General features: G+C 56.0%; 24 protein-coding genes. 10 read left to right on the forward strand and 14 right to left on the reverse strand.

Annotated elements, in window-relative coordinates; genetic code table 11:
- Positions 1 to 11: 11 nt before the first annotated feature.
- Together thiL and pgpA are read left to right on the forward strand one after the other, a co-directional pair.
- On the forward strand, positions 12 to 989 hold the full coding sequence (thiL, locus tag EV102420_RS10780; protein WP_042391579.1) for a thiamine-phosphate kinase: 978 nt from the start codon (positions 12 to 14) through the stop codon (positions 987 to 989).
- Positions 967 to 1,482, forward strand: coding sequence for a phosphatidylglycerophosphatase A (gene pgpA / locus EV102420_RS10785; RefSeq protein ID WP_042391580.1), 516 nt, complete (start codon positions 967 to 969; stop codon positions 1,480 to 1,482). The genes thiL and pgpA overlap by 23 nt, the downstream gene beginning before the upstream one ends.
- A 66-nt stretch (positions 1,483 to 1,548) precedes the next feature.
- Here pgpA and EV102420_RS10790 read toward each other — a convergent pair whose 3' ends face one another.
- From EV102420_RS10790 to xseB, 4 genes are all read right to left on the reverse strand, one after another.
- Positions 1,549 to 2,523, reverse strand: a complete 975-nt coding sequence (locus tag EV102420_RS10790; protein ID WP_042391581.1) for an aldo/keto reductase — start codon at positions 2,521 to 2,523, stop codon at positions 1,549 to 1,551.
- A gap of 61 nt (positions 2,524 to 2,584) precedes the next feature.
- Positions 2,585 to 4,447, reverse strand: coding sequence for a 1-deoxy-D-xylulose-5-phosphate synthase (gene dxs, locus EV102420_RS10795; protein ID WP_042391582.1), 1,863 nt, complete (start codon positions 4,445 to 4,447; stop codon positions 2,585 to 2,587).
- Between the two features lie 17 nt (positions 4,448 to 4,464).
- Positions 4,465 to 5,364: a (2E,6E)-farnesyl diphosphate synthase gene (gene ispA / locus EV102420_RS10800; protein WP_042391583.1), complete on the reverse strand. Its 900-nt coding sequence runs from the start codon at positions 5,362 to 5,364 to the stop codon at positions 4,465 to 4,467.
- A 1-nt stretch (position 5,365) separates the two neighbouring features.
- A complete protein-coding gene (gene xseB / locus EV102420_RS10805; RefSeq protein ID WP_042391585.1) occupies positions 5,366 to 5,608 on the reverse strand; it encodes an exodeoxyribonuclease VII small subunit in 243 nt (80 codons plus the stop codon).
- Positions 5,609 to 5,812: 204 nt separating this feature from the next.
- Here xseB and thiI point away from each other — a divergent pair, with 204 nt between their 5' ends.
- Positions 5,813 to 7,261: a tRNA uracil 4-sulfurtransferase ThiI gene (thiI, locus tag EV102420_RS10810; protein ID WP_042391586.1), complete on the forward strand. Its 1,449-nt coding sequence runs from the start codon at positions 5,813 to 5,815 to the stop codon at positions 7,259 to 7,261.
- Positions 7,262 to 7,345: 84 nt separating this feature from the next.
- Here thiI and yajL read toward each other — a convergent pair whose 3' ends face one another.
- On the reverse strand, positions 7,346 to 7,939 hold the full coding sequence (yajL, locus tag EV102420_RS10815; RefSeq protein WP_042391587.1) for a protein deglycase YajL: 594 nt from the start codon (positions 7,937 to 7,939) through the stop codon (positions 7,346 to 7,348).
- On the reverse strand, positions 7,902 to 8,813 hold the full coding sequence (panE, locus tag EV102420_RS10820; RefSeq protein WP_042391588.1) for a 2-dehydropantoate 2-reductase: 912 nt from the start codon (positions 8,811 to 8,813) through the stop codon (positions 7,902 to 7,904). The genes yajL and panE overlap by 38 nt, the downstream gene beginning before the upstream one ends.
- Positions 8,814 to 8,938: 125 nt before the next feature.
- Here panE and EV102420_RS10825 point away from each other — a divergent pair, with 125 nt between their 5' ends.
- A complete protein-coding gene (locus tag EV102420_RS10825) occupies positions 8,939 to 9,430 on the forward strand; it encodes a YajQ family cyclic di-GMP-binding protein (RefSeq protein WP_042391589.1) in 492 nt (163 codons plus the stop codon).
- 745 nt (positions 9,431 to 10,175) lie between these two features.
- On the opposite strand, the gene EV102420_RS10830 is transcribed toward EV102420_RS10825, so the two are convergent.
- The 8 genes from EV102420_RS10830 to EV102420_RS10865 all read right to left on the reverse strand — a co-directional run bounded on the left by EV102420_RS10830 (position 10,176) and on the right by EV102420_RS10865 (position 19,053).
- Positions 10,176 to 11,537, reverse strand: coding sequence for an MFS transporter (locus tag EV102420_RS10830; protein ID WP_042391590.1), 1,362 nt, complete (start codon positions 11,535 to 11,537; stop codon positions 10,176 to 10,178).
- A gap of 160 nt (positions 11,538 to 11,697) precedes the next feature.
- Positions 11,698 to 12,588 carry a heme o synthase gene (cyoE, locus tag EV102420_RS10835; protein WP_072015238.1) on the reverse strand — a complete coding sequence of 297 codons (891 nt, stop codon included), beginning with the start codon at positions 12,586 to 12,588 and terminating at the stop codon, positions 11,698 to 11,700.
- Positions 12,589 to 12,599: 11 nt separating this feature from the next.
- Positions 12,600 to 12,929, reverse strand: coding sequence for a cytochrome o ubiquinol oxidase subunit IV (locus EV102420_RS10840; RefSeq protein ID WP_042391592.1), 330 nt, complete (start codon positions 12,927 to 12,929; stop codon positions 12,600 to 12,602).
- Complete coding sequence (locus EV102420_RS10845; RefSeq protein ID WP_042391593.1) at positions 12,929 to 13,546, reverse strand: cytochrome o ubiquinol oxidase subunit III; 618 nt, start codon at positions 13,544 to 13,546, stop codon at positions 12,929 to 12,931. The genes EV102420_RS10840 and EV102420_RS10845 overlap by 1 nt, the downstream gene beginning before the upstream one ends.
- On the reverse strand, positions 13,536 to 15,527 hold the full coding sequence (gene cyoB / locus EV102420_RS10850; protein ID WP_042391594.1) for a cytochrome o ubiquinol oxidase subunit I: 1,992 nt from the start codon (positions 15,525 to 15,527) through the stop codon (positions 13,536 to 13,538). The genes EV102420_RS10845 and cyoB overlap by 11 nt, the downstream gene beginning before the upstream one ends.
- A 19-nt stretch (positions 15,528 to 15,546) precedes the next feature.
- Entirely contained in the window at positions 15,547 to 16,494 is a 948-nt protein-coding gene (gene cyoA, locus EV102420_RS10855; RefSeq protein ID WP_042391595.1) for a cytochrome o ubiquinol oxidase subunit II, read from the reverse strand.
- 458 nt (positions 16,495 to 16,952) lie between these two features.
- On the reverse strand, positions 16,953 to 18,431 hold the full coding sequence (gene ampG / locus EV102420_RS10860; RefSeq protein ID WP_042391596.1) for a muropeptide MFS transporter AmpG: 1,479 nt from the start codon (positions 18,429 to 18,431) through the stop codon (positions 16,953 to 16,955).
- A gap of 43 nt (positions 18,432 to 18,474) precedes the next feature.
- A complete protein-coding gene (locus EV102420_RS10865; RefSeq protein WP_042391597.1) occupies positions 18,475 to 19,053 on the reverse strand; it encodes a lipoprotein in 579 nt (192 codons plus the stop codon).
- A 304-nt stretch (positions 19,054 to 19,357) separates the two neighbouring features.
- On the opposite strand from EV102420_RS10865, the gene bolA reads away from it, so the two are divergent.
- The 6 genes from bolA (at position 19,358) to hupB (ending at position 26,670) form a co-directional block, all read left to right on the forward strand.
- Positions 19,358 to 19,675 carry a transcriptional regulator BolA gene (gene bolA / locus EV102420_RS10870; RefSeq protein ID WP_042391598.1) on the forward strand — a complete coding sequence of 106 codons (318 nt, stop codon included), beginning with the start codon at positions 19,358 to 19,360 and terminating at the stop codon, positions 19,673 to 19,675.
- A gap of 364 nt (positions 19,676 to 20,039) precedes the next feature.
- On the forward strand, positions 20,040 to 21,338 hold the full coding sequence (gene tig / locus EV102420_RS10875) for a trigger factor (protein WP_042391599.1): 1,299 nt from the start codon (positions 20,040 to 20,042) through the stop codon (positions 21,336 to 21,338).
- Between the two features lie 285 nt (positions 21,339 to 21,623).
- A complete protein-coding gene (gene clpP, locus EV102420_RS10880) occupies positions 21,624 to 22,247 on the forward strand; it encodes an ATP-dependent Clp endopeptidase proteolytic subunit ClpP (protein WP_042391600.1) in 624 nt (207 codons plus the stop codon).
- 125 nt (positions 22,248 to 22,372) lie between these two features.
- Positions 22,373 to 23,647: an ATP-dependent protease ATP-binding subunit ClpX gene (gene clpX / locus EV102420_RS10885; protein ID WP_042391601.1), complete on the forward strand. Its 1,275-nt coding sequence runs from the start codon at positions 22,373 to 22,375 to the stop codon at positions 23,645 to 23,647.
- Between the two features lie 185 nt (positions 23,648 to 23,832).
- A complete protein-coding gene (gene lon / locus EV102420_RS10890) occupies positions 23,833 to 26,187 on the forward strand; it encodes an endopeptidase La (protein WP_042391602.1) in 2,355 nt (784 codons plus the stop codon).
- Between the two features lie 210 nt (positions 26,188 to 26,397).
- Positions 26,398 to 26,670 carry a nucleoid-associated protein HU-beta gene (gene hupB / locus EV102420_RS10895; RefSeq protein WP_042391603.1) on the forward strand — a complete coding sequence of 91 codons (273 nt, stop codon included), beginning with the start codon at positions 26,398 to 26,400 and terminating at the stop codon, positions 26,668 to 26,670.
- The last annotated feature ends 50 nt before the right edge of the window (positions 26,671 to 26,720 follow it).

Here is a 26,720-nt window from a genome sequence, read left to right on the forward strand (position 1 = left end):
AGGCATAACGTATGGCATGCGGCGAATTCTCCCTTATTGCCCGTTACTTTAACCGTGTCAGACGTGCGCGTCTGGATGTCGAAACCGGCATCGGCGATGACTGCGCGCTGCTGAACGTTCCGGAAAAACAGACCCTGGCAATCAGTACCGATACGCTGGTATCGGGCATCCACTTTCTCCCGGATATCGATCCTGCCGACCTGGCCTACAAAGCGCTGGCAGTAAACCTGAGCGACCTGGCGGCGATGGGCGCTGACCCGGCGTGGCTGACCCTTGCGTTGACCCTGCCAGAGGTCGACGAGCCCTGGTTGAAAGCGTTTAGCGATAGCCTGTTCGAGCAGCTTAGCTACTACGACATGCAGCTCATCGGCGGCGACACGACGCGCGGGCCGCTCTCCATGACGCTGGGTATTCACGGCTACGTTCCCGTGGGCCGGGCGCTGAAACGCTCTGGCGCGAAGCCCGGAGACTGGATCTACGTCACCGGCACGCCGGGAGACAGCGCCGCCGGACTGGCGATCCTCCAGGATCGTTTGCAGGTAGACGATCCCAAAGACGCCGACTGGCTGATCAAACGCCATCTGCGCCCGACGCCGCGTATTTTGCACGGCCAGGCGCTGCGCGATCTGGCTAACTCGGCCATCGATCTCTCCGACGGGCTGATCTCCGATCTGGGACACATTTTGCAGGCCAGCGAGTGCGGCGCGATGATCGACGTGGATGCGCTGCCGTACTCGGATGCCCTGCATCGCCATGTGGATCCAGACCAGGCCCTGCGCTGGGCGCTGGGCGGCGGTGAAGATTACGAACTCTGCTTCACCGTGCCCGAGTTGAATCGCGGTGCGCTGGAGGTGGCGATTGGTCAGCTTGGCATTCCGTATACCTGCATCGGGCGGATGAGCGCCGATATCGACGGCATCAGCTTTACCCGCGAGGGCAGGGCAGTGACTTTTGACTGGAAAGGATATGACCATTTTGCCGCGCACTAAAGATATCGCCAAAAGCCGCCTGAACTTGCGTAACCCGTGGCACCTGCTGGCCACCGGGTTTGGCAGCGGCCTGAGTCCGGTGGTGCCAGGCACCATGGGTTCGCTGGCGGCGATCCCGTTCTGGTATCTGATGACCTTCCTGCCGTGGCAGCTCTACTCCATGGTGGTGATGCTCTCTATCTGTATTGGCGTCTACCTGTGTCATCAGACGGCAAAGGATATGGGCGTGCATGACCATGGCAGCATCGTCTGGGATGAGTTTATCGGGATGTGGATCACCCTGATGGCGTTACCTACCAATGACTGGCAGTGGGTGGCCGCCGGGTTTGTGCTGTTCCGTATCTTTGATATGTGGAAGCCGTGGCCGATCCGCTGGTTTGACCGCAACGTGCACGGCGGGATGGGGATCATCGTTGATGATATTGTCGCCGGGATCGTGGCGGCAGGGATCCTCTATCTGATTGGCCATCACTGGCCCATTGGTATCCTTTAGCGGGGTAAAATGCCGGATGGCGGCGGTAACGCCTTATCCGGCCTGGGGGTTTCAGATCAACCGAACCTATTTGAACCCTACCACCGGATGCTGCTTATATGGCGTCTCCAGCTCGGCAATCTGCTCTGGCGTCAGGGTTAACTCTACCGCCTGAATCAACTCCTCAAGCTGCTCTTCCCGGGATGCGCCGATAATCGGGGCGGCCACGCCGGGCTTACTCAGCAGCCAGGCAATCGCCACCTGTGCCCGGGTCGCTCCGGTATCTTCTGCAATCGCCGCCAGCCGCTCGGCAATCTGCGCGTCCCCGGCGTCGCTCTCGTTATAGAGCGTTTTACCAAATTCATCTGACACCGAGCGAGCAGTGGTTTCTCCCCACGGGCGCGTCAGACGGCCGCGCGCCAGCGGGCTCCACGGGATCACCGCCACGCCCTCCTGATAGCAGAGCGGCAGCATCTCGCGCTCTTCTTCACGGTAGATAAGATTGTAGTGGTTCTGCATGGTGACAAAGCGCGCCCAGCCGTGCTGCTCCTGAAGCTTAAGCGCCTCGGCGAACTGCGAGGCATGCATAGACGATGCGCCGATGTAGCGCGCCTTACCGGCCTTGACCACGTCGTTCAGCGCTTCCAGCGTCTCTTCGATAGGGGTGTTGTAGTCCCAGCGATGGATCTGCAACAGGTCAACATACTCCATGCCGAGCCGGCGCAGGCTGTCATCAATCGAGCGCAGGATCTGCGGGCGAGAAAGCCCTTCCGGCAGATCGCCCACCTGATGGTAAACCTTGGTGGCGACCACCACCTCTTCGCGGTAGGCGAAATCTTTCAGCGCCCGGCCAACGATCTCTTCGCTGCTGCCGTCGGAGTAGCTGTTTGCGGTGTCGAAAAAGTTGATGCCGCCCTCAAGGGCGTGCTTGATGATGAGACGGCTGCTCTCTTCTGGCAGGGTCCAGGCGTGACTGCCCCGATCCGGTTCGCCAAAGGTCATACAGCCAAGACAAAGACGGGAAACCTTAAGATCTGTTTTTCCTAACGTATTGTATTGCACGGTTCCACTCCTGCTTAAGGGTACGAGTACCCTTAAGCATAGCAGGAGCGGAACCGGAGGCTCAGGCCAGCCAGGTCTGAATTTTTGCGATAATGCCGGCGGCGTCGAGGCCCAGCTCGATGCGCGCCTCCTCCTGGGTGCCCTGCGGGATAAAGTAGTCCGGCAGGCCGAGGTTGAGAACCGGAACCGGTTTACGGTTAGCCATCAGCACTTCATTCACGCCGCTGCCCGCACCGCCGATAATGGCGTTCTCTTCCAGGGTGACCAGAGAAGTATGGGTTGCGGCCAGCTCCAGAATCAGCGCCTCGTCGAGGGGCTTCACAAAACGCATATCCACCAGCGTGGCGTTCAGCGTCTCGGCGGCTTTCTGCGCCTCCGGCATCAGCGTACCGAAGTTAAGGATCGCGATCGCTTCACCCTGACGTTTCACGACCCCTTTACCGATAGGCAACGCGGCCAGCGGCTCAAGGGTGACGCCGACGGCGTTGCCGCGCGGATAGCGCACGGCGCTCGGGCCTTCACTGTAGTGGTAGCCGGTGTAGAGCATCTGGCGACATTCGTTCTCGTCGCTCGGGGTCATGATCACCATCTCCGGCACGCAGCGCAGGAAGGAGATATCAAACGCCCCCTGGTGCGTCTGCCCGTCCGCGCCGACAATCCCCGCCCGATCGATAGCAAACAGCACCGGCAGCTTCTGGATCGCCACGTCGTGGATCACCTGGTCATAGGCGCGCTGCAGGAAGGTAGAGTAGATCGCCACCACCGGCTTGTAGCCGCCAATCGCCAGCCCGGCGGCAAAGGTCACCGCGTGCTGTTCGGCAATCGCCACGTCAAAATACTGTTGCGGATAGGTGCGGGAGAACTCCACCATGCCCGAGCCTTCGCGCATTGCGGGCGTAACGGCCATCAGCTTGTCGTCTTGTGCCGCTGTCTCGCACAGCCAGTCGCCGAAAATTTTCGAGTAGGAGGGCATCCCGCCGCTGCTTTTTGGCAGCGTTCCCTTGGCCGGATCGAATTTCGGTACGGCGTGGAAGGTGATCGGATCCTTTTCGGCGGGCTCGTAGCCGCGTCCTTTTTTAGTCATGATGTGCAGGAACTGCGGGCCCTTCAGGTCACGCATATTTTTCAGCGTGGTGACCAGACCCAGCACATCATGGCCGTCAACCGGGCCGATGTAGTTAAAGCCCAGCTCTTCAAACAGGGTGCCGGGCACAACCATGCCCTTAATATGCTCTTCTGTGCGTTTCAGCAGCTCTTTGATCGGCGGCACATTGGAGAAGACCCGCTTTCCGCCTTCGCGCAGGGTGGAATAGAGCTTGCCCGAGAGCAGCTGCGCCAGATGGTTGTTAAGCGCGCCAACGTTCTCGGAAATCGACATCTCGTTGTCGTTGAGGATCACCAGCATATCCGGTCGGATATCACCGGCGTGGTTCATCGCCTCGAAGGCCATACCGGCGGTGATCGCCCCGTCGCCAATCACGCAGACGGTACGGCGCTGCTTGCCCTCTTTCTCTGCTGCTACCGCGATGCCAATCCCGGCGCTGATCGAGGTAGAGGAGTGGCCGACGCTCAGCACGTCATACTCGCTCTCGCCGCGCCATGGGAAGGGGTGCAGGCCGCCTTTCTGGCGGATGGTATCGATGCGATCCCGGCGACCGGTCAGGATTTTGTGTGGGTAAGCCTGATGGCCGACGTCCCAGATAAGCTGATCGAACGGCGTATTGTAGACATAGTGCAGTGCCACGGTCAGCTCAACCGTGCCAAGCCCGGAGGCGAAGTGGCCGCTGGAGCGGCTCACGCTGTCGAGAAGATAGCGGCGCAGCTCGTCGCACAGCTTCGGCAGGCTCTCTTTAGGCAGCAGGCGCAGATCCTGGGTGGCATTCACCAGCGCCAGGGTCGGGTATTTGGCAGTATCAAAACTCATCAGAGACTCATTGTTGTTTATTTATCACGCTGAATTATAAAGTCGGCCAGCGCTTCAAGGGTCGAGGTGTCCAGAGAGTGGGCGGCCAGCTGCGCTAACGCGCTGCGGGCGTCGTCAATCAGGTCACGGGCTTTCGTCCGGGCTTGCTCAAGGCCCAGCAGGGCGGGATAGGTGCTTTTACCCAGCTGCTGATCGGCCCCCTGACGTTTGCCGAGAGTTGCAGTATCACCCACCACATCCAGAATGTCATCCTGTACCTGGAAGGCCAGACCGATACACTCAGCGTATTGATCCAGAATCGGCAGCACGTCACGACCCCGTTCACCGGCGGTCAGAGCACCCATGCGCACCGCCGCGCGGATCAGCGCCCCGGTTTTATGGCGGTGGATACGCTCCAGCTCGGCAAGCTGCACCTGTTTACCTTCGGCGTCCAGATCCAACGCCTGGCCGCCGCACATACCTGCCACGCCGCTGGCCTGTGCCAGCTCGGCAACCATCGCCAGCCGATCGCGATCGGTCACCTCCGGCATCGGTGCATCGGCAAGGATAGAGAACGCCAGCGTTTGCAGGGCATCTCCCGCCAGAATGGCACTCGCCTCACCGTATTTAATGTGGCAGGTCGGCTGGCCCCGGCGCAGATCGTCATCGTCCATGGCTGGCAGATCGTCATGGATCAGGGAGTAGGCGTGTATGCACTCCACGGCGGCGGCGGGGGCATCCAGCGTGTTGACGCTGACGCCAAACATGCTGCCTGTGGCATAGACCAAAAAGGGTCGCAGACGCTTGCCGCCTAATAGTGCGCCATAGTGCATGGCCTCAACCAGTGGAGTGTTCTGAAAGGGCAGGGGAGCAATGAAACGCCGCAGCGCGGCATTAGCCTGCTCGACGCAGGTTTCTAATTGTTCAGTAAAATCCATATTACTCGGCGTCCGGGGTAAAGGGGGTGAGCGGGGCCTCTTCCTGTTCTGACAGCAGGATCTGCACGCGCTGCTCCGCCTGCTGTAACTTGGTCTGCCCCTGGCGTGCCAGCTGCACGCCGCGTTCGAATTCGCTCAGGGCCTCTTCAAGGGGCAGATCGCCGCTCTCAAGACGGGTCACTATCTGTTCCAGCTCGGTAAGCGCCGTTTCAAAGCTGGCCGGTGCGTCGTTTTTCTTTGCCATAAGGATGTCTGACTCTCGTTTTATTCGTCTGCGCTATGGTAGCGAAGTCGGGCCGCGTATTAAATAACGCGCAATGGTCATGCGGTGTGCAAGGTAGACCCCGATGGTGGTATACTTGCGCGCCTGGAAGCAGCCGCGGTTAGGGGCTGCTGTATTAATCCCCCACAAGTCCACTATGCGACTTGCCAAAGAACCTTTGCCGCCATGAAGTTTATCATTAAATTGTTCCCGGAAATCACCATCAAAAGCCAATCCGTGCGTTTGCGCTTTATTAAAATTTTAACCGGAAACATTCGTAACGTTCTGAAGCACCACGACGAAGAGATTAAAGTCGTTCGTCACTGGGACCACGTGGAAGTGCGTACCAAAGACGAGTCCCTGCGTCCTGCTATCCGCGATGCGCTGACCCGTATTCCCGGTATTCACCATATTCTGGAGGTAGAAGATGTGCCTTATACCTCCCTGCATGACATTTTCGAGAAAGCGCTGGCCCAGTATCGCGAGCAGCTAGAGGGGAAAACCTTCTGCGTGCGCGTGAAACGTCGCGGTAAACATGAGTTTAGCTCCATTGAAGTAGAACGCTACGTCGGTGGCGGGCTGAATCAGCATATTGAGAGCGCTCGCGTAAAATTGACCCACCCGGATTACACGGTCCATCTGGAGATTGAAGACGATCGCCTGTTGCTGATAACGCGCCGCTCGGAAGGCATCGGTGGCTTCCCTATCGGTACCCAGGAGGATGTCCTGTCGCTGATCTCCGGTGGCTTTGACTCCAGCGTCTCCAGCTATATGCTGATGCGCCGTGGCTGCCGCGTGCACTACTGCTTCTTTAACCTCGGTGGCGCAGCGCACGAAATTGGCGTGCGTCAGGTGGCTCACTATCTGTGGAACCGCTTCGGCAGCTCGCATCGCGTACGCTTTGTGGCGATCAACTTTGAGCCGGTGGTCGGTGAGATCCTGGAAAAAGTCGATGACGGTCAGATGGGCGTGGTGCTGAAACGCATGATGGTGCGTGCGGCCTCTAAGGTCGCCGAGCGTTACGGTGTGCAGGCCCTGGTCACCGGTGAAGCGCTGGGCCAGGTCTCTAGCCAGACCCTGACCAACCTGCGTCTGATCGATAACGTCTCTGATACGCTGATCCTGCGTCCGCTGATCTCCCACGATAAAGAGCACATTATCGACGTGGCTCGCGCGATCGGCACGGAAGACTTCTCCCGTACCATGCCGGAATATTGTGGCGTGATCTCCAAAAGCCCGACGGTAAAAGCAGTGAAGTCGAAGATCGAAGCCGAAGAGCAGAACTTCGATTTTGCGATCCTCGATCGGGTGGTGGAAGAGGCGACCAACGTCGACATCCGCGAGATCGCGCAGCGAACCGAAGAGGAAGTGGTAGAGGTAGAGACCGTCACCGGCTTTGGTCCGAACGACGTGGTGCTGGATATCCGCTCTCCGGACGATCAGGAGAGCAAGCCGCTAGTGGTGGAGGGCGTCGACGTGGTAACGCTGCCGTTCTACAAGCTGAGCACCAAATTTGGCGATCTCGATCAGAGCAAAACCTGGCTGCTGTGGTGCGAGCGTGGCGTGATGAGCCGCCTGCAGGCGCTCTACCTGCACGAGCAGGGCTTCACTAATGTGAAGGTTTATCGCCCATAAGAAAACGCCCGGCGAGCCTGCCGGGCCTACAAAGTGCATAATGTAGGCCGGGTCAGGCGAAGCCGCCACCCGGCGTTTTATTGCTTACGCTTCGTAAAAGTTATAGATCCCCGCCGCCATTACCAGCTGCGACGCCACCTCATGTGCTTTCTCGCGCCCGACCAGCAGGTCGATAATCTTCAGCGCAAAATCGATCGACGTTCCCGGCCCCTGGCTGGTGAGCAGATTCACCCGTGGATCCCAGACGACGCGCTTATCCTGCCACTGCTCCTCAGGGATGCGATCCTTCAGCGCTGGAAAACCGGTCATATTGCCGATGGGGAAGAGATTGTGCGGAACCAGCACAATACCTGCCGCCGCGCAGATAGCCGCCACGATCCGGCCCGAGCGGTGAAACTGTTTTACCGTTTCGACCAGCAGGGGACTGTCACGAAAGCACTCCGCACCTTTAACGCCACCGGGCAGAACAATCACGTCATAGTCACCGTCGGCCACCTCCACTAGCGGGGCATCGGCGAGCAGCTTGACGCCCCGGGAGCAGGTCACCGCTAGATTGCCGTCGCTGGCCACGCTGGCGGTAGTGACCGCTATGCCGCCGCGAACCAGCAGGTCGATAGTGGTGACGGCTTCAGTCTCTTCGCTACCAGGGGCGAGGCATATCAGTGCCGATGCGCTCATACTCACTCTCCTTACGTTTAATCTGTTCATACAGGCGGGTATTTTCCGGCACCGCAATGCCGTGGGCGCGGGCGCGGCGCAGCAGATAGCCGGTGATGTAATCCGCTTCGGTGCGGCGCTGGGCACGAAAGTCCTGCAGCATCGATGAAATGTTCTTCGCCGTATTTTCAATGACCTGATTAACGTAATAGAGCAGGTCATCCGCTGAAGTATGATGGCCTTCGCGCTCCATCACGGCCGCCACCTCATTACAGATGGCCTCGGTCAGCTCCGGGTGCGCCAGCAGTTCGCCGTTTGGACAGTTCCACAGGGCCGTCAGCGGGTTGATCACACAGTTAACCGCCAGCTTGCGCCACAGCTGCGGGCGGATGGTGTTATGCCAGGCCACGTCCGGCAAGACCTCCTGTAACGTGTCCGCCAGATAGCTGTAGTCACCGTCCTGCTGCCGGGCGGGGCCAATATGGGTTGTACCGCTGGCAACGTGAATAATAATGTTGCCGTCCCGACGGGCTGCATGGGTAGTAATACCCATCAGCAGTGGGTGGGGGATCGCTTTTAACTCCTCCACCGTGCCCATACCGTTGTGGATCAGCAGCACCGGTGTGGTAGTGGGCAACATAGAGGCCAGGCTTTTTACCGCATCGGAGACCTGCCACGCCTTGAGCGTGACCAGCAGCAGATCGCTCTGTGCCAGAAAATCAGGGTCGTTCGCCGTCAGAGATTCATTGAACACGCTGCCATCTTCATCAATCACGTTGACGCTGCAGTAGGGTTGGGGCACCCGCAGCCAACCCTGTACTTCATGACCACGCTTACACAGGGCGGCCAGCCACAGTTGCCCTAATGCTCCGCATCCAAGCACGGTTATTTTCATTGTTCCTCCTCACCCGCAACAGCGCCAGGTGGCAATGCGTTAAGTATAGCGCCGTCGGCTAAGCTTCTCGTTATGTCCTGTTGCGGGTATTATGCATCGCAACAAAAGTGAAAGGAGAAGAAAAGATGCCATCTTTCGATATTGTTTCTGAAGTTGACCTTCAGGAAGTCCGTAACGGCGTAGACAATGCCAGCCGTGAAGTTGAGTCACGTTTCGATTTCCGTGGCGTTGAGGCAACGTTTGAGCTGAACGATGCCAATAAGACCATTAAGGTACTGAGCGAGTCTGATTTCCAGGTCAATCAGCTGCTGGATATCCTGCGCGCCAAGCTGCTTAAGCGCGGTATTGAGGGGGCCTCTCTCGATGTGCCGGAAGAGTTTGTGCACAGCGGTAAAACTTGGTTTGTTGAAGCCAAGCTGAAGCAGGGAATTGAGAGCGCGGTGCAGAAGAAGCTCGTGAAGCTCATCAAGGACAGCAAGCTGAAGGTACAGGCGCAGATTCAGGGGGAGGAGATCCGCGTTACCGGTAAATCTCGCGACGATCTGCAGTCGGTGATGGCGCTGGTGCGTGGGGGGGATCTGGGGCAGCCGTTCCAGTTCAAAAACTTCCGCGATTAATAAAAATGCCCGGTTATCCGCAATGCTTGTCAGTTAAACTGCTGGATAAGGGAGATATGTGACTCTGGTATATGTGTTCCGTTCACCTCATGGAGGGCAGAACATATAGCGAGTGTCACACGTGAACGGGATAAGGGGGCCACCGCGGCCCCCTTATCGATCCCCGCGGCCCCGCGGGGAAACCGGTGCTGCGCACTGCGCTCACCTCCCGCCCGGCTGACCGACGGCCGGCTCGACTCGACGTCGTGTCTCGTTTCGCCTCTGGCCGCCCTCCCTGGCGTCCAGTCCTTGTCATCCGGTCTCCGGTTCGCCGGTTTCAGCGGGGACTCAACACCCACGCTGTAAGACCGAAACTTACAGCAACATTGAAGCCGCTATAAGTACGGTATCAAAGCGAGGTGTTGGGTCCGGCTGAAAATCGCCGAGGCGTTCACTTCTGGCCGGGGCAGCCCGCATGGATGCGGGCTGAGGGCGTGCCTTACAGGGAAGTTACCTCACGCCCGACCCGGAAGCCGGAAGGGCTAAGCTGAGGGAACCGCAAAGCGGCGATTTTCCCTGCCGGGAGCCCGGGTCGCCAGGGTGGTGGCGGCGAGCCACCCTGGCACGTTCACGTGTGTAGATTTCCCAAAGAAGCACTGTCCATGAGGTGAACGGAACCTCAGCGGCCCCTCATATTCTTCCTACCCTTGCCAAAAAAAATGCCAGTCGATTTAACTGACTGGCATTAACTATTATCTGTGCTTGTTTAGGCTCTGAGCGCCTGCTCAACCTCAAAACGATTCGTTACTTTGCTGTCGATTTTCACGTAGGCGCTGCGCTCTTCGGGGACGATCAGCACCTCGCTGACGCCCGCTTTGCTCTCTAGCTGCTGCTTAAGCGTATCGGTGATCGCTACGTCATCCGGGATCTCCACGCGCAGGCTGCTGACGTAGGGCGGCTCCTGCATGGTACTGGCGACCAGCAGCCAAACGGTGGCCAGCAGCGCGCCTGCCAGGAAGACCGTCTGGGAGTCAAACAGGCCGTCAACCCAGCCCCCCAGCGAGCCGCCGATGGCGACGCCGATAAACTGGCTGGTGGAGTAGATGCCCATCGCCGTACCTTTATAGCCCGCCGGGGCCTCTTTGCTGATCAGCGAGGGGAGGAGGGCTTCCATCAGGTTGAAGGCCAGGAAGAAGAGCTGGACGCCCGCGACCAGCTCCCAGAAGTGCGGTCCCGCACCCCAGAGCACAATCTCGGCAATCAGCAGGACGATCACGCAGAAGATGAAGACCCGCTTCATATGGCGCTTCACTTCAGCGTAGATAATAAACGGCACTACGCTGACGAAAGAGATAAGCATCGTCACCAGGTAGATCTTCCAATGCTCCGATGCCGGGAAGCCTGCGGCCTCCATCTGTCCTGGCAGGGCAACGAAAGTGGACATCAGCAGAATGTGCAGACACATAATGCCGAAGTTAAGCTTCAGCAGCGGCGGGCGGGCTATCACTTTACTAAAGCAGCCTTTCACCATGCCTGACTCACGGTTCAGCACGTGATTTTTGCTGTCCGGAACCACCCACAGCGTCAGAATGATGCCCGCCGTGGCCAGGCCAGCAATCATCCAGAACAGGGCGTGCAGGCCAAGCCGATGGGTAATAATAGGGCCAAGCACCATAGCAATAGCAAAGGTAATGCCAAAGCTAACGCCGATAAAGGCCATCGCCTTGGTGCGGTTCTGTTCGCGAGTGAGGTCAGAGAGCAGGGCCATGACCGCGGCGGCAATGGCCCCGGAGCCCTGCAGGGCGCGGCCAAGAATAATGCCCCAGATCGAATCTGAGAGAGCGGCAATCACGCTGCCAATAACAAAAATCACCAGCCCGCCGACGATCAGCGGCTTACGGCCAATGCGATCCGACAGCAGGCCGAAAGGGATCTGGAATACCGCCTGGGCCAGGCCGTAAATGCCAATGGCAAAGCCAATCAGCGCTTCGCTGGCCCCCTGTAGCGCCATGCCATAGGTGGTCAGAACGGGCAGGACCATAAACATGCCGAGCATACGCAGCGAGAATACTGTCCCTAAACCCCAGGTGGCGCGTAGCTCGCCTGGCGTCATTTTATAATCGTTCATTACTACCTCAATCAAAAAACCGGACACAGTATAGTGCAGGGGAGGGCGGGGCAGGTTATCCCGTGATGCGCAAAGCGCGGAATATAGTACATCAATGAGTTATTGATTTAATAAATAAAAAAGGGCGCCGTAGCACCCTTTTTGTAACATCTTTTTTAAATTACCAGACGTAGGTCAACAGGTTATGTGAGTCCGGAACCATAAAGTCCACGGACATCATCACCGAGAGGGAAGTGATCGCTACGATAGAGAACACGAACAGCTTACGCGCCCATACTCTGTCGTCTTCGACCTTATACCCCTTCAGCGCCATACCCAGCCACCAGACGCTAACCGCTGCCGCCACCGCCAGATATTTGTATCCAGCGTAGCCGCCCAGGGAGAGCATCAGGGTCGCCACGGCAAAGGCGATGATATAGAGCGTAATGTGGTTCTTCGCGACCGAGATCCCTTTCACCACCGGCAGTACCGGGATGTTCGCCGCCTGATAATCCTTAAAGCGGAAAATCGCGATGGCGTAGGAGTGCGGCATCTGCCACAGGCTAAAGATAGCCAGCAGGATCAGCGCACCGCTGTCGAAATCCCCGGTAACCGCGCAGTAGCCAATCACCGGCGGCGCAGCGCCGGAGAGAGAGCCAATCAGCGTGCCGTAGACGGAGTGGCGTTTCATATACAGGCTGTAGACGCCCACATACACCACGAACCCCATCACCCCCAGCCAGCAGGCCAGCGGATTAGCACCAAACCACAGCAGCATAAAGCCAGCAATACCCAACAAGGTGGCGTACACCAGCGAAATTTTCGGGGAAATCAGGCCTTTGACCAGCACCCGGTTCTTCGTACGCTCCATTTTACGGTCAATGTCACGGTCGATGTAGTTGTTAAATACACAACCCGATGCCACCACCAGCGACACCCCAATCAACGTATAGGCGAAGAGGGGATAGTCGATGCTGCCCTTAGAGGCCAGCAGGAACCCCCCGATCACGGAGATCAGGTTGCCGAAAATGATGCCTGGTTTCGTTACTTGCAGGTATTGCTTAAACATCATACTCGCCGCTCTTAGTGAACCATCATGTTGTAATTCAGGTTCCACATAATCCAGATTGAGCCTACCACCAGAATGGCGATGATCAGCACGGTAAAGACAAAGGCCACCAGGTTCCAACGCTCTTCAGAAGAGGTGTTCATGTGCAGGAAGCACACCAGGTGAACCAGAATCTGTACCACCGCCGTCACCAGCACGACACCAAGAATAGTGGCGTGCGAGGCGGAGCCGGTCATCACCATCCAGAACGGAATAGCCGTCAGGATGATCGACAGGATAAATCCTGTCATGTAGGTTTTTACGCTGCCGTGAGAGGCGCCGCTATGATCGGTAGAATGACTCATTACATCGCCCCCATCAGGTAAACTACAGAGAACACACAGATCCAGACCACGTCCAGGAAGTGCCAGAACATGCTCAGGCACATCAGACGGGTGCGGTTAGTGCTGGTCAGCCCGCGACGGGTAACCTGGAACATCAGAATCGCCATCCACACCAGACCAGAAGTCACGTGCAGACCGTGGGTACCGACCAGGGCAAAGAAGCCTGACAGGAAGCCGCTGCGATCCGGACCGAAGCCCTCAGCAATCAGGTGGTGGAACTCATAGAGCTCCATCCCGATAAAGCCCGCACCGAACAGGAAGGTCAGCGCCAGCCAGGAGATAACCTGGCTTTGACGACCGTTGTTCATGGCGATAATCGCCATGCCGTAGGTGATGGAGCTGAACAGCAGCAGGGCAGTTTCAACCAGCACAAACGGCAGTTCGAAAATATCCTTCCCGCTCGGACCACCTGCAGTGCCGTTCACCAGAACGGCATAGGTAGCAAACAGACATGCAAAGAGAATGCAGTCGCTCATCAGGTAGATCCAGAAGCCGAACACTTTGTTCGACCCTGTATCGTGGTGGTGCTCATGCTCGTGGGCATGAGCGTTAGCGTGAGTTAGAGTCTCAGTTGACATTTTTCAGTCCTGCCTTGCTAATTTCGTCGAAGTGCTGGTTTTCCAGTTTTTCAACGGTGGCAACCGGTACGTAGTAATCCACGTCCTCATCGAAGCTTTTCACAATCCAGGTCACGATCATGCCGGCAAAGCCGAGGATCGCCATCCACCAGATATGCCAGATCATGGCAAAGCCGAAGATAAGGCTGAAAGCAGAGATAATTACACCTGCGCCGCTGTTTTTCGGCATATGAATCTCTTCATAGTGCGTCGGCTGGATGTACGCTTCGCCTTTGTCTTTCATTTCCCAGAATGCATCACGCTCATGAATGTGCGGCACAACGGCAAAGTTATAGAACGGCGGCGGAGAAGACGTTGACCACTCCAGCGTACGAGCGCCCCACGGATCACCCGTCAGGTCGCGGTTCAGGTCACGATCGCGCACGGAGGTGTAGATCTGCATGATGATGGAGAAGATACCGAGCGCAATCAGCAGCGCACCGATCTCAGCCACAATCATCAGCGGCTGGAACATCGGATCGATGTTCTGGCTCACACGACGCGTCATACCCATGAAGCCCATGGCATACAGCGGCATAAAGGTTACGAAGAAGCCGATGATCCAGAACCAGAAGGCGCGTTTGCCCCAGGTCTCGTTCATGGTGTAACCAAAGGCTTTCGGCCACCAGTAGGTCAGGCCCGCGAAGCAACCGAATACCACACCACCGATGATAACGTTATGGAAGTGCGCAATCAGGAACAGGCTGTTGTGCAGAACAAAGTCCGCGCCCGGCACCGCCAGCAGTACCCCGGTCATCCCACCGATAGAGAAGGTGATGATAAAGCCGATACTCCACAGCATTGCTGAGTGGAACACGATACGGCCCTGGTACATGGTAAACAGCCAGTTGAAGATCTTCACCCCGGTCGGGATGGCGATAATCATCGTGGTGATACCGAAGAAGGCGTTAACGTTCGCGCCGCTGCCCATGGTAAAGAAGTGGTGCAGCCATACGATAAACGACAGAACGGTAATCGCGATGGTCGCCCATACCAGGGAGGTGTAGCCAAACAGACGCTTTTTAGAGAACGTTGCCACAACTTCTGAGAACACACCGAACACTGGCAGAACGAGAATGTACACTTCCGGATGGCCCCAGGCCCAAATCAGGTTGATGTACATCATCATGTTGCCGCCCATATCGTTGGTAAAGAAATGGGTGCCCAGATAACGGTCAAGCGTCAGCAGCGCGATGGTTACCGTCAGGATAGGGAACGAGACGATAATCAGCACGTTAGTACAGAGTGACGCCCAGGTAAATACCGGCATTTTGAACATGGTCATGCCAGGGGCACGCATGCGCAGAATGGTCACAAAGAAGTTAATACCGGTCAGGGTTGTACCAATACCGGAGAGCTGAAGACTCCAGATCCAGTAGTCAACGCCTACGCCGGGGCTGTACTCAATGCCCGAGAGCGGTGGATAAGCGACCCAGCCGGTCTGAGCAAATTCGCCCACGCCCAGCGAGATGTTAACCAGCACCACGCCGACAACGGTGAACCAGAAGCTCAGGTTGTTCAGGAATGGGAAGGCAACGTCACGGGCGCCGATTTGCAGCGGCACCACCAGGTTCATCAGGCCTACCACGAACGGCATCGCCACGAAGAAGATCATGATAACGCCGTGGGCGGTAAAGATCTGATCGTAGTGGTGCGGTGGCAGGAACCCGGCTTCGCCTGACGAGACCAGCAGCTGCTGGGTACGCATCATGATGGCGTCGGCAAAGCCACGCACCAGCATCACGATAGCAACGAGGATATACATAATCCCCAGACGTTTGTGGTCCACGGAGGTGAGCCACTCGTGCCACAGATATGACCACTTACCGAAATAAGTGAGTGCTGCAACTAACGCCAGTCCCCCGACGAGAATTGCTGCCACCGTAACCATGATAATCGGTTCATGGTACGGCACTGCATCCAGTGTAAGTTTTCCGAACATCGTATTATTCCTCGGCCCCTTAGTGAGAGGTTTCCGCGTGATTCATGTTCATGCCTTCCATGCCTTTGTGCGAGTTCTGTTCGCCTTCAGCCTGAGTCACGTCCATGCTCTTCCCAGGTCCCATAAATTTGTTAATCACATCAACAAACAGGTTAGGTTTAACACTGGAGAAGTATTCGACTTTATTGTATTCGCTAGGTGCTGCCAGCTTGTTGTACGCGTCCATGTCATTCATGACTTTCGGCGACTGCTTCGCTTGCGCTACCCACTGGTTGAAGGTCGCGGCATCCGGTGTTGCGATGGCTTTGAACTTCATGCCGGAGAAACCAGCACCACTGTAGTTAGCAGAAATACCATCGTAGGTGCCGGCTTCGTTGGCGATCAGGTGCAGCTTGGTCTGCATCCCGGCCATCGCGTAGATCTGGCTACCCAGTCGCGGAATGAAGAAGGAGTTCATCACCGAGTTCGATGTGATTTTGAATTCCACAGGCGTATTCGCCGGGAACGCAATCTCATTGACCGTTGCGATGCCCTGCTCCGGGTAAATAAAGAACCACTTCCAGTCCATTGCAATGACTTCGATGGTCACCGGCTTCGCATCGTGCACCAGCGGACGGCTGGGTTCGAGCGCATGCGTGGTTTTCCATGTCAGTACCGCAAGGAAAATGATGATAAGGATGGGAATCGTCCAAACCACAGCTTCAACTTTGTTCGAGTGCGACCAGTTGGGGCTGTATTTGGCTTCCTTGTTCGACGCCCGGTACTTCCAGGCAAAACCGATAGCCATCACGATGGCGGGGATAACGACAATCAACATCAGGCCAAGCGCCGTCAGTATCAATGAACGTTGTTCCAGTCCAATCTGTCCTTTGGGATCGAGAAGTGCAGAATCACAGCCGCTCAGTAACGCCGCGCCTGTGATTAATGACAACATTCCCAAAATTTTATTGTATTTCCTGAGTCTCATTTAACGACCTCAATTCCACGGGGGTCTGGTGGCGCTTAAAGTGTGCGGGCATTTTACGGGAAGGTTACATTACTGTAAACATGCGTGGCGCGCTGTCAGTAGGGTGTTACTGGGTTCTGCCGCGTATGTCACACAGAAGGCAACAATCTGTAAAATCTCGCAATCGCCGCGTTCGGCCCCAAGGTTATAACCAAAACCGGGCCTAATACTTATAGACCAGGAGAAATGGTATAACCAATCCATTTTGTGAACATTTAGTTAACATTAATTCAGCAATTATCAAACATTGCACGAAGCTTAATTTGATAACCATGCTGAATCATTAAAGCGTAGTCGTAAATGTATACCGCACAAAATAATTAAACAAAAAGAGAGATGAAGCCAGAATTAAACAAATATATGCTGAAATTAAATATTTTAATTATTTTGCGCGATTATTACCTGTAGTAACTAACGGGTTATTTTTCCTGCGCGGTTTTGCGCAGGGAGAGGTAGTCCAGCAGCCCGCCGTAGAGAATGCCGCCTACGGCCAGCAGTGCGCCGATCTCTAACAGCAGCCCGGCGAAAGCCCATGAGGTCACACCGAGGGCGTTAAGCGCAATGACCCCCAGCCAAACCGCCAGCAGCACGCAGCCCACGGCCAGCGTGCGGAGCGCCAGCTGGTAGGCACCGGCATAGCGGGTGCGGGGAAGAAAGCCGTCGGTGCGCTGGGTATAGGCCAGCGTCTCTTTACATACCAGCAGCAGGAGCAGCCCCGGCACGGCGGCGATCACCGAGAAGAGATAAAACGTCGACCAGCCCCAGCTCTCGACAAACCAGCCGGCGATAGGGCCAACGTAAACGCGCCCGATGGCCGAGAGAGCAGAGAGCAAGGCGAACTGGGTGGCGGAAAACGACTTGTTGCACAGGGTCATCAGCAGGGCAACAAACGCGGCCGTCCCCATCCCGCCGCACAGGTTCTCAAAGAATACCGCCGCCGCCATACTGTAGAGATGCTTATCCGTTACCGACAGCAGCCAGTAGCCCGCGTTTGAGGCTCCCTGCAGGATGCCAAAGATCAGCAGGGCGCGGAACAGCGTCAGGCGCTGCATCAGCACGCCGCCGTACAGCGCCCCGAGAATGGTTGCGATCAGCCCGAGCGTCTTATTCACCACGCCGACGTCACCTGCGTCAAACCCCACACCGCGGATCAGAAAGGTGGTGGTCAGGCTCATGGCGAAAGCGTCACCCAGCTTATAAAGGACGATAAGTAGTAGGATCAGCCAGGCGTTGTTACGCCCGAAGAAGTCACGCAGCGGGGCAACTACGGCCTGCTCCAGCGATTTCGGTACCGGCACGGCATCATCCGGCTCGGGAGCCAGCAGGGTAGCAATAATGCAGGGCAGCATCAGCGCCGCCATCAGCCAGTACATTCCCTGCCAGCCAAGCCAGCGGTCCGCCAGCCACAGCGCCAGCCCACCAGAGACCAGCATGCCGAGGCGGTAGCCCAGCACGCTGATGGCTGCCCCTGCGCCACGCTCTTCGGCAGGCAGCACGTCCGTCTTCCAGGCATCGAACACAATATCCTGCGAGGCGGAGCAGAAGGCGATGATAACCGCCAGCCCCGCCATCCAGCGCAGCTGCGAGGTGGGCTCAAGGAAGCCCATCCCTGCAATAGCGATCAGCAGCAGGATCTGGGTAGTCAGCAGCCAGCCGCGACGACGGCCAAAGAACGGCGGCGTATAGCGGTCCATTACCGGCGACCATAAAAACTTAAACACGTAGGCCTGGCCCACCAGCGAAAAGAAGCCGATGGTCTTCAGGTCAATGTTTTCGACGGTCATCCACGCCTGAAGCGTGCCGGAGGTCAGGGCAAGGGGAAGGCCTGAGGCAAAACCCAGGATCAGTAGGATGGCTGACTTAGGCTGCTGAAAGATGCGTAGGTAGCGATTGGACATAGGAGATGGGCTGACCCGGCGCGAACCGGGTCAGCGGGCAGAATTAACGCGCGTTCTGCTTGATGAAATCGTGGATGCTGGTGTCCTGAGACATGTCAGCGATGGTATCGGTCAGCACGCTGTTCACGCTGTCGGCGATGTTTTTATTCGACGCCTGCAGTGCACCTTCAACCGAGTAGTTCGCACGGTAGTTTTTGGTCATCTTGTTGCCGTTCGGGGCAGTAGCGATGATCGCGATATCGGCTTTGGTGGCGATGTTGTAGCGCACGTTGCCCTGGGAGACGTCAGCGTAGAGCTGGCTCACGATGATCTGCAGATTCACCGCGCCGTTCGGGCCAATCATGTAGCCGCGAGCGGTCATCTGTTTCTCCAGCACTTCCTGCAGCAGGAAACGCAGGTCGCGGGAGGCGGTCAGGGTCACCAGCTGGTTGTCGCGGGTCACTTTTGCCAGCGCCTGATCCTGACGCTGATCGGCACCGTTGATGCTCACGGTCACGCCCATCAGGCTTGGATCCTGCTGCGGCAGGGTAATTTTGGGGGAGACATCAATAGTCGTAGGGGGCGTAGCACAGCCAGCCAGCATAAACAGCGCGACCAGCGGGAAAAGCACTTTTTTTAACATATAAGAGATCTCTGTGAATCTTAAGCTTATAAAGGGGTAATTCGCGTCATCATAACATTGCCAACGGCCGGGGCAACCCGGCAATGCATGTAAATTCATCGCCTTGTGCATTTTGTGCTCACAAATCCTGTTTAGCCGCCCATAAAAGCGGCCTGAATGAGAATTTCTCCGGTGGGTTCATGCCTTTGAATGATAAAACGAGACGAACGCTAAATATTTGTTGTTTTCTTGTTATGGAAGCGGTAAAAGCGGCTAATATTTAAAGGGATGGGTTACATCTGAACGCTGTCTGAGGAGTCTTTTCATGATGATACGCGAACAAATAGAATCAAAATTAAGGGCAACGTTTGAACCCGCGTTCCTCGAAGTTGTTGATGAAAGCTACCGTCACAATGTTCCGGCCGGTTCTGAAAGCCATTTCAAGGTGGTGCTGGTAAGCGATCGCTTTGCAGGCGAACGTTTTCTTAACCGCCATCGAATGATTTACAGTACGTTAACCTCCGAGCTTGCCACGACGGTACACGCGCTGGCCCTGCATACCTACACCCTCAAAGAGTGGGAAGGTCTACAGGATACCCTCTTCGCGTCACCGCCCTGTCGAGGTGCGGGTACGATTGCGTAATAACTGAGTGCGTAATAAATGAGGTTTGCAACAGCGCGAACTTTTCCAGTATGTTGCGTACAGAATATGTGAAAACGGCCTGCGGGCCGTTTTATTTTGTCTGAGTTTTGTTCGATAAGGCCAAAACTCAGACAAAAATTAGCCGTGAATTGTGAAAAAGGCCGCAACAGCGTGCAATAACCGTTCTCGACTCACAAAAGTGATGCCGCTATAATGCTGCGTCCTATTTTTTGAACGCCTTCGGGATGATTCTGGTGACAGGGAATGTGTATCTGATTCAAGAGAGCATCCCGGTTCTACGCAGCCACCTGACGTGGTCTGCGGATAGAGTTGACCGAGCACTCTGATTTTTTGAGGTAACAAGATGCAAGTTTCAGTTGAGACCACTCAGGGCCTTGGCCGCCGTGTAACGATCACTATCGCTGCTGACAGCATCGAGACCGCTGTAAAAAGCGAGCTGGTCAACGTAGCGAAAAAAGTACGCATTGACGGCTTCCGTAAAGGCAAAGTACCGATGACCGTTGTTGCTCAGCGTTATGGCGCATCCGTACGCCAGGACGTGCTGGGCGAGCTGATGAGCCGCAACTTCATTGATGCGATCATTCAGGAAAAAATTAACCCGGCCGGCGCACCGACCTACGTACCGGGCGAGTACAAACTGGGTGAAGACTTCACCTACTCCGTAGAGTTCGAAGTTTACCCGCAGGTTGAGCTGACCGGTCTGGAAGGCATCGAAGTTGAAAAACCGATCGTTGAAGTGACCGATGCTGACGTTGACGGCATGCTGGACACCCTGCGCAAGCAGCAGGCGACCTGGAAAGACAAAGACGGCGCGGTTGAGGCAGAAGATCGCGTGACCGTAGACTTCACCGGTTCCGTTGACGGCGAAGAGTTCGAAGGCGGTAAAGCCACTGACTTCGTGCTGGCCATGGGCCAGGGCCGCATGATCCCGGGCTTCGAAGACGGTATCAAAGGTCACAAAGCAGGCGAAGAGTTCACCATTGACGTGACCTTCCCGGAAGATTACCACGCTGAAAACCTGAAAGGTAAAGCAGCTAAGTTCGTCATCAACCTGAAAAAGGTTGAAGAGCGCGAGCTGCCGGAGCTGACCGAAGAGTTCATCAAACGTTTCGGCGTTGAAGATGGCTCCATCGACGGCCTGCGCGCTGAAGTGCGTAAAAACATGGATCGCGAGCTGAAAGGCGCGGTACGTAACCGTGTTAAAACCCAGGCCATCGACGGTCTGGTAAAAGCCAACGAAATCGACGTGCCGGCTGCCCTGATCGACAGCGAAATCGACGTGCTGCGCCGTCAGGCTGCTCAGCGCTTCGGTGGCAACGAGAAACAGGCTCTGGAACTGCCGCGTGAGCTGTTCGAAGAGCAGGCGAAACGCCGCGTTGTTGTTGGTCTGCTGCTGGGCGAAGTGATCCGTACCCACGAGCTGAAAGCAGACGAAGCCCGTGTGAACGAGCTGATCGAAGAGATGGCGTCCGCTTACGAAGATCCGAAAGAAGTGGTTGAGTTCTACAGCAAGAACAAAGAGCTGATGGACAACATGCGCAACGTTGCGCTGGAAGAGCAGGCTGTTGAAGCCGTTCTGGCGAAAGCGAAAGTGTCTGAAAAAGCCACTTCCTTCAACGAGCTGATGAACCAGCAAGCGTAAGTCACGTTTCCCGCTTTACTGCGGAAACGAAAGCCCGTCACCTGCTGGTGGCGGGTTTTTTTTTAACATTCGGCGGCTATCGGAAGAGTGCTAAAAGCACGTTTCAGTGTTAGCGTTACGCCAAAAGATTGTTATGCTTGAATTAAGATGATGCCATCCCCATAACAGGGAGACTATCAAGATTAACGCTTGCTGCAGATCCGTCCAAGGTGGTCGTAGTCAGACCAGTCAGAGTCAAGTAGAATCGGGACAGCAGGTTTATTCATATTTATCCAGGAGACGGACATGTCATACAGCGGCGAACGAGATAACTTTGCACCCCATATGGCGCTGGTGCCAATGGTTATTGAGCAGACTTCACGCGGTGAGCGCTCATTCGATATCTACTCTCGTCTTCTTAAAGAGCGCGTCATTTTCATGACTGGCCAGGTCGAAGACCATATGGCAAACCTGATCGTGGCGCAGATGCTGTTTCTGGAAGCAGAAAACCCGGAAAAAGATATTTACCTGTATATTAATTCCCCAGGCGGGGTGATCACCGCCGGGATGTCAATCTATGACACCATGCAGTTTATCAAGCCTGACGTTAGCACCATCTGTATGGGTCAGGCGGCGTCCATGGGCGCATTCCTGCTGACCGCAGGGGCTAAAGGCAAGCGCTTCTGTCTGCCAAACTCACGCGTCATGATCCACCAACCGCTGGGTGGCTATCAGGGCCAGGCAACGGATATCGAGATCCATGCGCGTGAAATTTTGAAAGTGAAGGGGCGCATGAATGAACTTATGGCACACCACACGGGTCAATCATTAGAGCAGATTGAGCGCGATACCGAGCGTGACCGCTTCCTCTCCGCCGCTGAAGCGGTTGAGTACGGGCTGGTTGACTCAATCTTGACCCATCGTAATTAATGCCCAGGCCTGACGAGTACCGCTATAATCATTGAGAGCGGCACGACGCTGTATCGCGTCTTGCGCCTGGAGTGGCATTTGCGTCGTCGTGTGCGGCACAAAAAACAGAAAAGAGGTTTTGACTCATGACAGATAAACGCAAAGATGGTTCGGGCAAACTGTTGTACTGCTCTTTTTGCGGCAAAAGCCAGCATGAAGTGCGTAAGCTGATTGCCGGGCCGTCCGTGTATATCTGCGACGAGTGTGTCGATCTGTGTAACGACATCATTCGCGAAGAGATTAAAGAAGTTGCGCCGCATCGTGAGCGCAGTGCGCTGCCGACGCCGCATGAAATTCGCCATCACCTGGACGACTATGTTATCGGTCAGGAGCAGGCCAAGAAAGTGCTGGCCGTCGCGGTTTACAACCACTACAAACGTCTGCGTAACGGTGATAGCAGCAACGGCGTTGAGCTGGGTAAAAGTAACATCCTGCTGATCGGGCCTACTGGCTCCGGTAAAACGCTGCTGGCCGAAACGCTGGCGCGTCTGCTTGATGTACCCTTTACCATGGCCGATGCTACCACGCTGACCGAAGCGGGCTACGTGGGCGAGGATGTGGAAAACATCATCCAGAAACTGCTGCAGAAGTGCGACTATGACGTACAGAAAGCGCAGCGCGGCATCGTCTACATTGACGAAATCGATAAGATTTCCCGTAAGTCCGATAACCCGTCGATCACCCGTGACGTCTCGGGTGAAGGCGTTCAGCAGGCGCTGCTGAAGCTGATCGAAGGGACCGTGGCTGCCGTACCGCCGCAGGGCGGGCGTAAGCATCCGCAGCAGGAGTTTTTACAGGTTGATACCTCAAAAATCCTCTTTATCTGCGGCGGGGCCTTTGCTGGCCTGGATAAGGTGATCTCCCATCGTGTGGAAACCGGCTCCGGTATCGGTTTTGGCGCAACGGTGAAAGGCAAGTCCGAGAAGGCGAAAGAGGGCGAACTGCTGGCGCAGGTAGAACCAGAAGATCTGATCAAATTTGGTCTGATCCCTGAGTTTATTGGCCGTCTGCCGGTGGTAGCGACGCTCAACGAGCTGAGCGAAGAAGCGCTGATCCAGATCCTGAAAGAGCCGAAAAACGCCCTGACCAAGCAGTACCAGGCGCTGTTTAATCTGGAAGGTGTCGATCTCGAGTTCCGCGACGAAGCGCTGGACGCCATTGCGAAGAAAGCCAACGCCCGTAAAACCGGCGCGCGTGGCCTGCGCTCTATCGTAGAAGCGGCCCTGCTGGATACCATGTACGATCTGCCTTCCATGGAAGATGTGGAAAAAGTGGTGATTGACGAAGCGGTTATCGCGGGTCAAACCAAACCCCTGCTGATTTATGGTAAACCGGAAGCGCAGCAGGCTTCTGGCGAATAATTAGCCTATCCATACAAGCGGTTAACCAAAAAGGGGGGATTTTATCTCCCCTTTTATTTTTCCGTACTCCCGACGTTGAATGTAAGGGAAACATCCCCATATACTGATTTACATGTTAACGGTCGCATGACGCACAGACCTGCGGCCGGGTTACCAGGCGGACATTAAACTTAAGAGAGAGCTCTATGACTTCTGAGCGTTCTGAACGCATTGAAATCCCCGTATTGCCGCTGCGCGATGTGGTGGTTTATCCGCACATGGTCATCCCCTTATTCGTAGGGCGGGAAAAATCGATTCGTTGTCTCGAAGCGGCCATGGACCAGGATAAAAAGATCATGCTGGTGGCGCAGAAAGAGGCGTCCACGGATGAGCCGGGTGTTAACGATCTGTTCACCGTCGGGACCGTGGCCTCTATTCTGCAGATGCTGAAGCTGCCGGACGGTACGGTAAAAGTACTGGTCGAAGGCCTGCAGCGTGCGCGCATCAGCGCCCTGTCTGACGACGGCGACTACTTCTCCGCGAAAGCCGAATACCTGGAATCGCCGGCTATTGACGAGCGTGAGCAGGAGGTGCTGGTTCGCACCGCGATTGGCCAGTTTGAAGGCTACATCAAGCTCAACAAAAAAATTCCACCGGAAGTGCTGACGTCGCTCAATAGCATCGACGATCCGGCACGTCTGGCTGACACCATCGCTGCCCATATGCCGCTGAAGCTGGCGGATAAGCAGTCCGTGCTGGAGATGTCCGACGTCAATGAACGTCTGGAGTATCTGATGGCGATGATGGAGTCAGAGATCGACCTGTTGCAGGTTGAGAAGCGCATCCGTAACCGCGTTAAGAAGCAGATGGAGAAATCCCAGCGCGAGTACTATCTGAATGAGCAGATGAAGGCCATCCAGAAAGAGTTGGGCGAGATGGACGATGCGCCGGACGAAAACGAAGCGCTGAAGCGTAAGATCGACGCGGCGAAGATGCCGAAAGAGGCAAAAGAGAAAGCGGAAGCCGAGCTGCAGAAGCTGAAGATGATGTCTCCGATGTCGGCAGAAGCAACCGTGGTGCGTGGCTACATCGAGTGGATGATCCAGGTGCCGTGGAACGCTCGCAGTAAGGTCAAAAAAGATCTGCGTCAGGCGCAGGAGATTCTGGATACCGATCACTACGGTCTGGAACGCGTGAAAGATCGCATCCTTGAGTACCTTGCGGTTCAGAGCCGGGTGAACAAGCTGAAGGGGCCGATCCTCTGCCTGGTGGGACCGCCGGGGGTAGGTAAAACCTCTCTGGGGCAGTCCATTGCCAAAGCCACCGGACGTAAATACATCCGTATGGCGCTGGGCGGCGTGCGTGACGAAGCGGAAATTCGTGGTCACCGCCGGACCTATATCGGCTCTATGCCGGGCAAGCTGATCCAGAAGATGGCCAAGGTTGGGGTGAAAAACCCGCTCTTCCTGCTGGATGAGATCGACAAGATGTCGTCGGACATGCGTGGCGACCCGGCTTCGGCGCTGCTGGAAGTGCTGGATCCCGAGCAGAACGTGGCCTTCAGCGATCACTATCTTGAGGTCGACTACGATCTCAGCGACGTGATGTTCGTTGCGACGTCAAACTCGATGAACATCCCTGCGCCGCTGCTGGACCGTATGGAAGTGATCCGTCTGTCGGGCTACACCGAAGATGAGAAGCTGAACATTGCCAAACGCCACCTGCTGCCGAAGCAGATTGAGCGTAACGCCCTGAAAAAAGGCGAGATTACGGTAGAGGATAGCGCCATTGTCGGCATTATTCGTTACTACACCCGTGAAGCAGGTGTCCGTAGCCTGGAGCGTGAAATCTCCAAGCTGTGCCGTAAGGCGGTGAAACAGCTGCTGCTCGATCCGTCGCTGAAGCAGATCACCATCAACGGGGACAACCTCAACGAGTACCTGGGCGTTCAGCGCTTCGACTACGGTCGTGCGGATGATGAAAACCGCGTGGGTCAGGTGACCGGTCTGGCGTGGACGGAAGTGGGCGGCGATCTGCTGACCATCGAAACCGCCTGCGTGCCGGGTAAAGGCAAGCTGACCTACACCGGCTCGCTGGGTGAGGTGATGCAGGAGTCCATTCAGGCGGCATTGACCGTGGTACGCGCGCGTGCAGAGAAGCTGGGCATTAACGGCGACTTCTACGAAAAACGCGATATCCACGTTCACGTTCCGGAAGGGGCGACGCCGAAAGATGGCCCGAGCGCCGGTATTGCCATGTGTACGGCGCTGGTCTCCTGTCTGACCGGTAACCCGGTTCGCGCCGACGTGGCGATGACCGGTGAGATCACCCTGCGCGGTCAGGTTCTGCCGATTGGCGGCCTGAAAGAGAAGCTGCTGGCAGCGCACCGCGGCGGTATCAAGACCGTGCTGATCCCGTACGAGAACAAGCGTGACCTCGAAGAGATCCCGGAGAACGTGATTGCCGATCTCGACATTCACCCGGTGAAACGTATTGAGGAAGTGCTGACTCTGGCGCTGCAAAATGAGCCGTCAGGCATGCAGGTCGTTAGCGCAAAATAGTGACCTCGCGCAAAGAGCGTCAATAAAAACAAGGCTGGCAGCGCATTTCGGGCTTGCCAGCCTTTTTTTGTATAGCTAATTTAGATGGCTGGTTTGCTGTATCATCAACAACGGGTGTTGTAAGGGCATGACAGGCCTGATATAACTGCTGCGCGGTCGCACTTCGATGGATTAAGGTGCGATATAAATTATAAAGAGAGGAAGAGAAGAGTGAATAAATCTCAACTGATAGACAAAATTGCTGCAGGGGCTGATATCTCTAAAGCTGCGGCTGGACGTGCGTTAGATGCTTTAATTGCTTCTGTTACTGAATCTCTGCAAGCCGGGGACGAAGTTGCACTGGTAGGTTTTGGTACTTTTGCGGTTAAAGAGCGTGCTGCCCGTACTGGTCGCAACCCGCAAACTGGCAAAGAGATCACCATCGCTGCCGCTAAAGTTCCGGGTTTCCGCGCAGGTAAAGCGCTGAAAGACGCGGTAAACTGATAGCGATCCCTCTCAGGATTGTGACAAAGTACAAGGGCGCATCACCAGAT

The organism is Pseudescherichia vulneris NBRC 102420 (genome assembly GCF_000759795.1).
GTDB classification, from domain to species: Bacteria; Pseudomonadota; Gammaproteobacteria; order Enterobacterales; family Enterobacteriaceae; genus Pseudescherichia; species Pseudescherichia vulneris.

What these genes read in the sequence shown, in the direction of transcription:
- cyoB (WP_042391594.1), bottom strand. Translation starts at nt 15,527, where the DNA reads ATGTTCGGAAAACTTACACTGGATGCAGTGCCGTACCATGAACCGATT.
- EV102420_RS10825 (WP_042391589.1), top strand. Translation starts at nt 8,939, where the DNA reads ATGCCATCTTTCGATATTGTTTCTGAAGTTGACCTTCAGGAAGTCCGT.
- xseB (WP_042391585.1), bottom strand. Translation starts at nt 5,608, where the DNA reads ATGGCAAAGAAAAACGACGCACCGGCCAGCTTTGAAACGGCGCTTACC.
- pgpA (WP_042391580.1), top strand. Translation starts at nt 967, where the DNA reads ATGACCATTTTGCCGCGCACTAAAGATATCGCCAAAAGCCGCCTGAAC.
- clpX (WP_042391601.1), top strand. Translation starts at nt 22,373, where the DNA reads ATGACAGATAAACGCAAAGATGGTTCGGGCAAACTGTTGTACTGCTCT.
- cyoA (WP_042391595.1), bottom strand. Translation starts at nt 16,494, where the DNA reads ATGAGACTCAGGAAATACAATAAAATTTTGGGAATGTTGTCATTAATC.
- tig (WP_042391599.1), top strand. Translation starts at nt 20,040, where the DNA reads ATGCAAGTTTCAGTTGAGACCACTCAGGGCCTTGGCCGCCGTGTAACG.
- lon (WP_042391602.1), top strand. Translation starts at nt 23,833, where the DNA reads ATGACTTCTGAGCGTTCTGAACGCATTGAAATCCCCGTATTGCCGCTG.
- ampG (WP_042391596.1), bottom strand. Translation starts at nt 18,431, where the DNA reads ATGTCCAATCGCTACCTACGCATCTTTCAGCAGCCTAAGTCAGCCATC.
- clpP (WP_042391600.1), top strand. Translation starts at nt 21,624, where the DNA reads ATGTCATACAGCGGCGAACGAGATAACTTTGCACCCCATATGGCGCTG.
- ispA (WP_042391583.1), bottom strand. Translation starts at nt 5,364, where the DNA reads ATGGATTTTACTGAACAATTAGAAACCTGCGTCGAGCAGGCTAATGCC.
- EV102420_RS10840 (WP_042391592.1), bottom strand. Translation starts at nt 12,929, where the DNA reads ATGAGTCATTCTACCGATCATAGCGGCGCCTCTCACGGCAGCGTAAAA.
- EV102420_RS10830 (WP_042391590.1), bottom strand. Translation starts at nt 11,537, where the DNA reads ATGAACGATTATAAAATGACGCCAGGCGAGCTACGCGCCACCTGGGGT.
- thiI (WP_042391586.1), top strand. Translation starts at nt 5,813, where the DNA reads ATGAAGTTTATCATTAAATTGTTCCCGGAAATCACCATCAAAAGCCAA.
- thiL (WP_042391579.1), top strand. Translation starts at nt 12, where the DNA reads ATGGCATGCGGCGAATTCTCCCTTATTGCCCGTTACTTTAACCGTGTC.
- yajL (WP_042391587.1), bottom strand. Translation starts at nt 7,939, where the DNA reads ATGAGCGCATCGGCACTGATATGCCTCGCCCCTGGTAGCGAAGAGACT.
- EV102420_RS10865 (WP_042391597.1), bottom strand. Translation starts at nt 19,053, where the DNA reads ATGTTAAAAAAAGTGCTTTTCCCGCTGGTCGCGCTGTTTATGCTGGCT.
- cyoE (WP_072015238.1), bottom strand. Translation starts at nt 12,588, where the DNA reads ATGATGTTTAAGCAATACCTGCAAGTAACGAAACCAGGCATCATTTTC.
- bolA (WP_042391598.1), top strand. Translation starts at nt 19,358, where the DNA reads ATGATGATACGCGAACAAATAGAATCAAAATTAAGGGCAACGTTTGAA.
- dxs (WP_042391582.1), bottom strand. Translation starts at nt 4,447, where the DNA reads ATGAGTTTTGATACTGCCAAATACCCGACCCTGGCGCTGGTGAATGCC.
- panE (WP_042391588.1), bottom strand. Translation starts at nt 8,813, where the DNA reads ATGAAAATAACCGTGCTTGGATGCGGAGCATTAGGGCAACTGTGGCTG.
- EV102420_RS10845 (WP_042391593.1), bottom strand. Translation starts at nt 13,546, where the DNA reads ATGTCAACTGAGACTCTAACTCACGCTAACGCTCATGCCCACGAGCAT.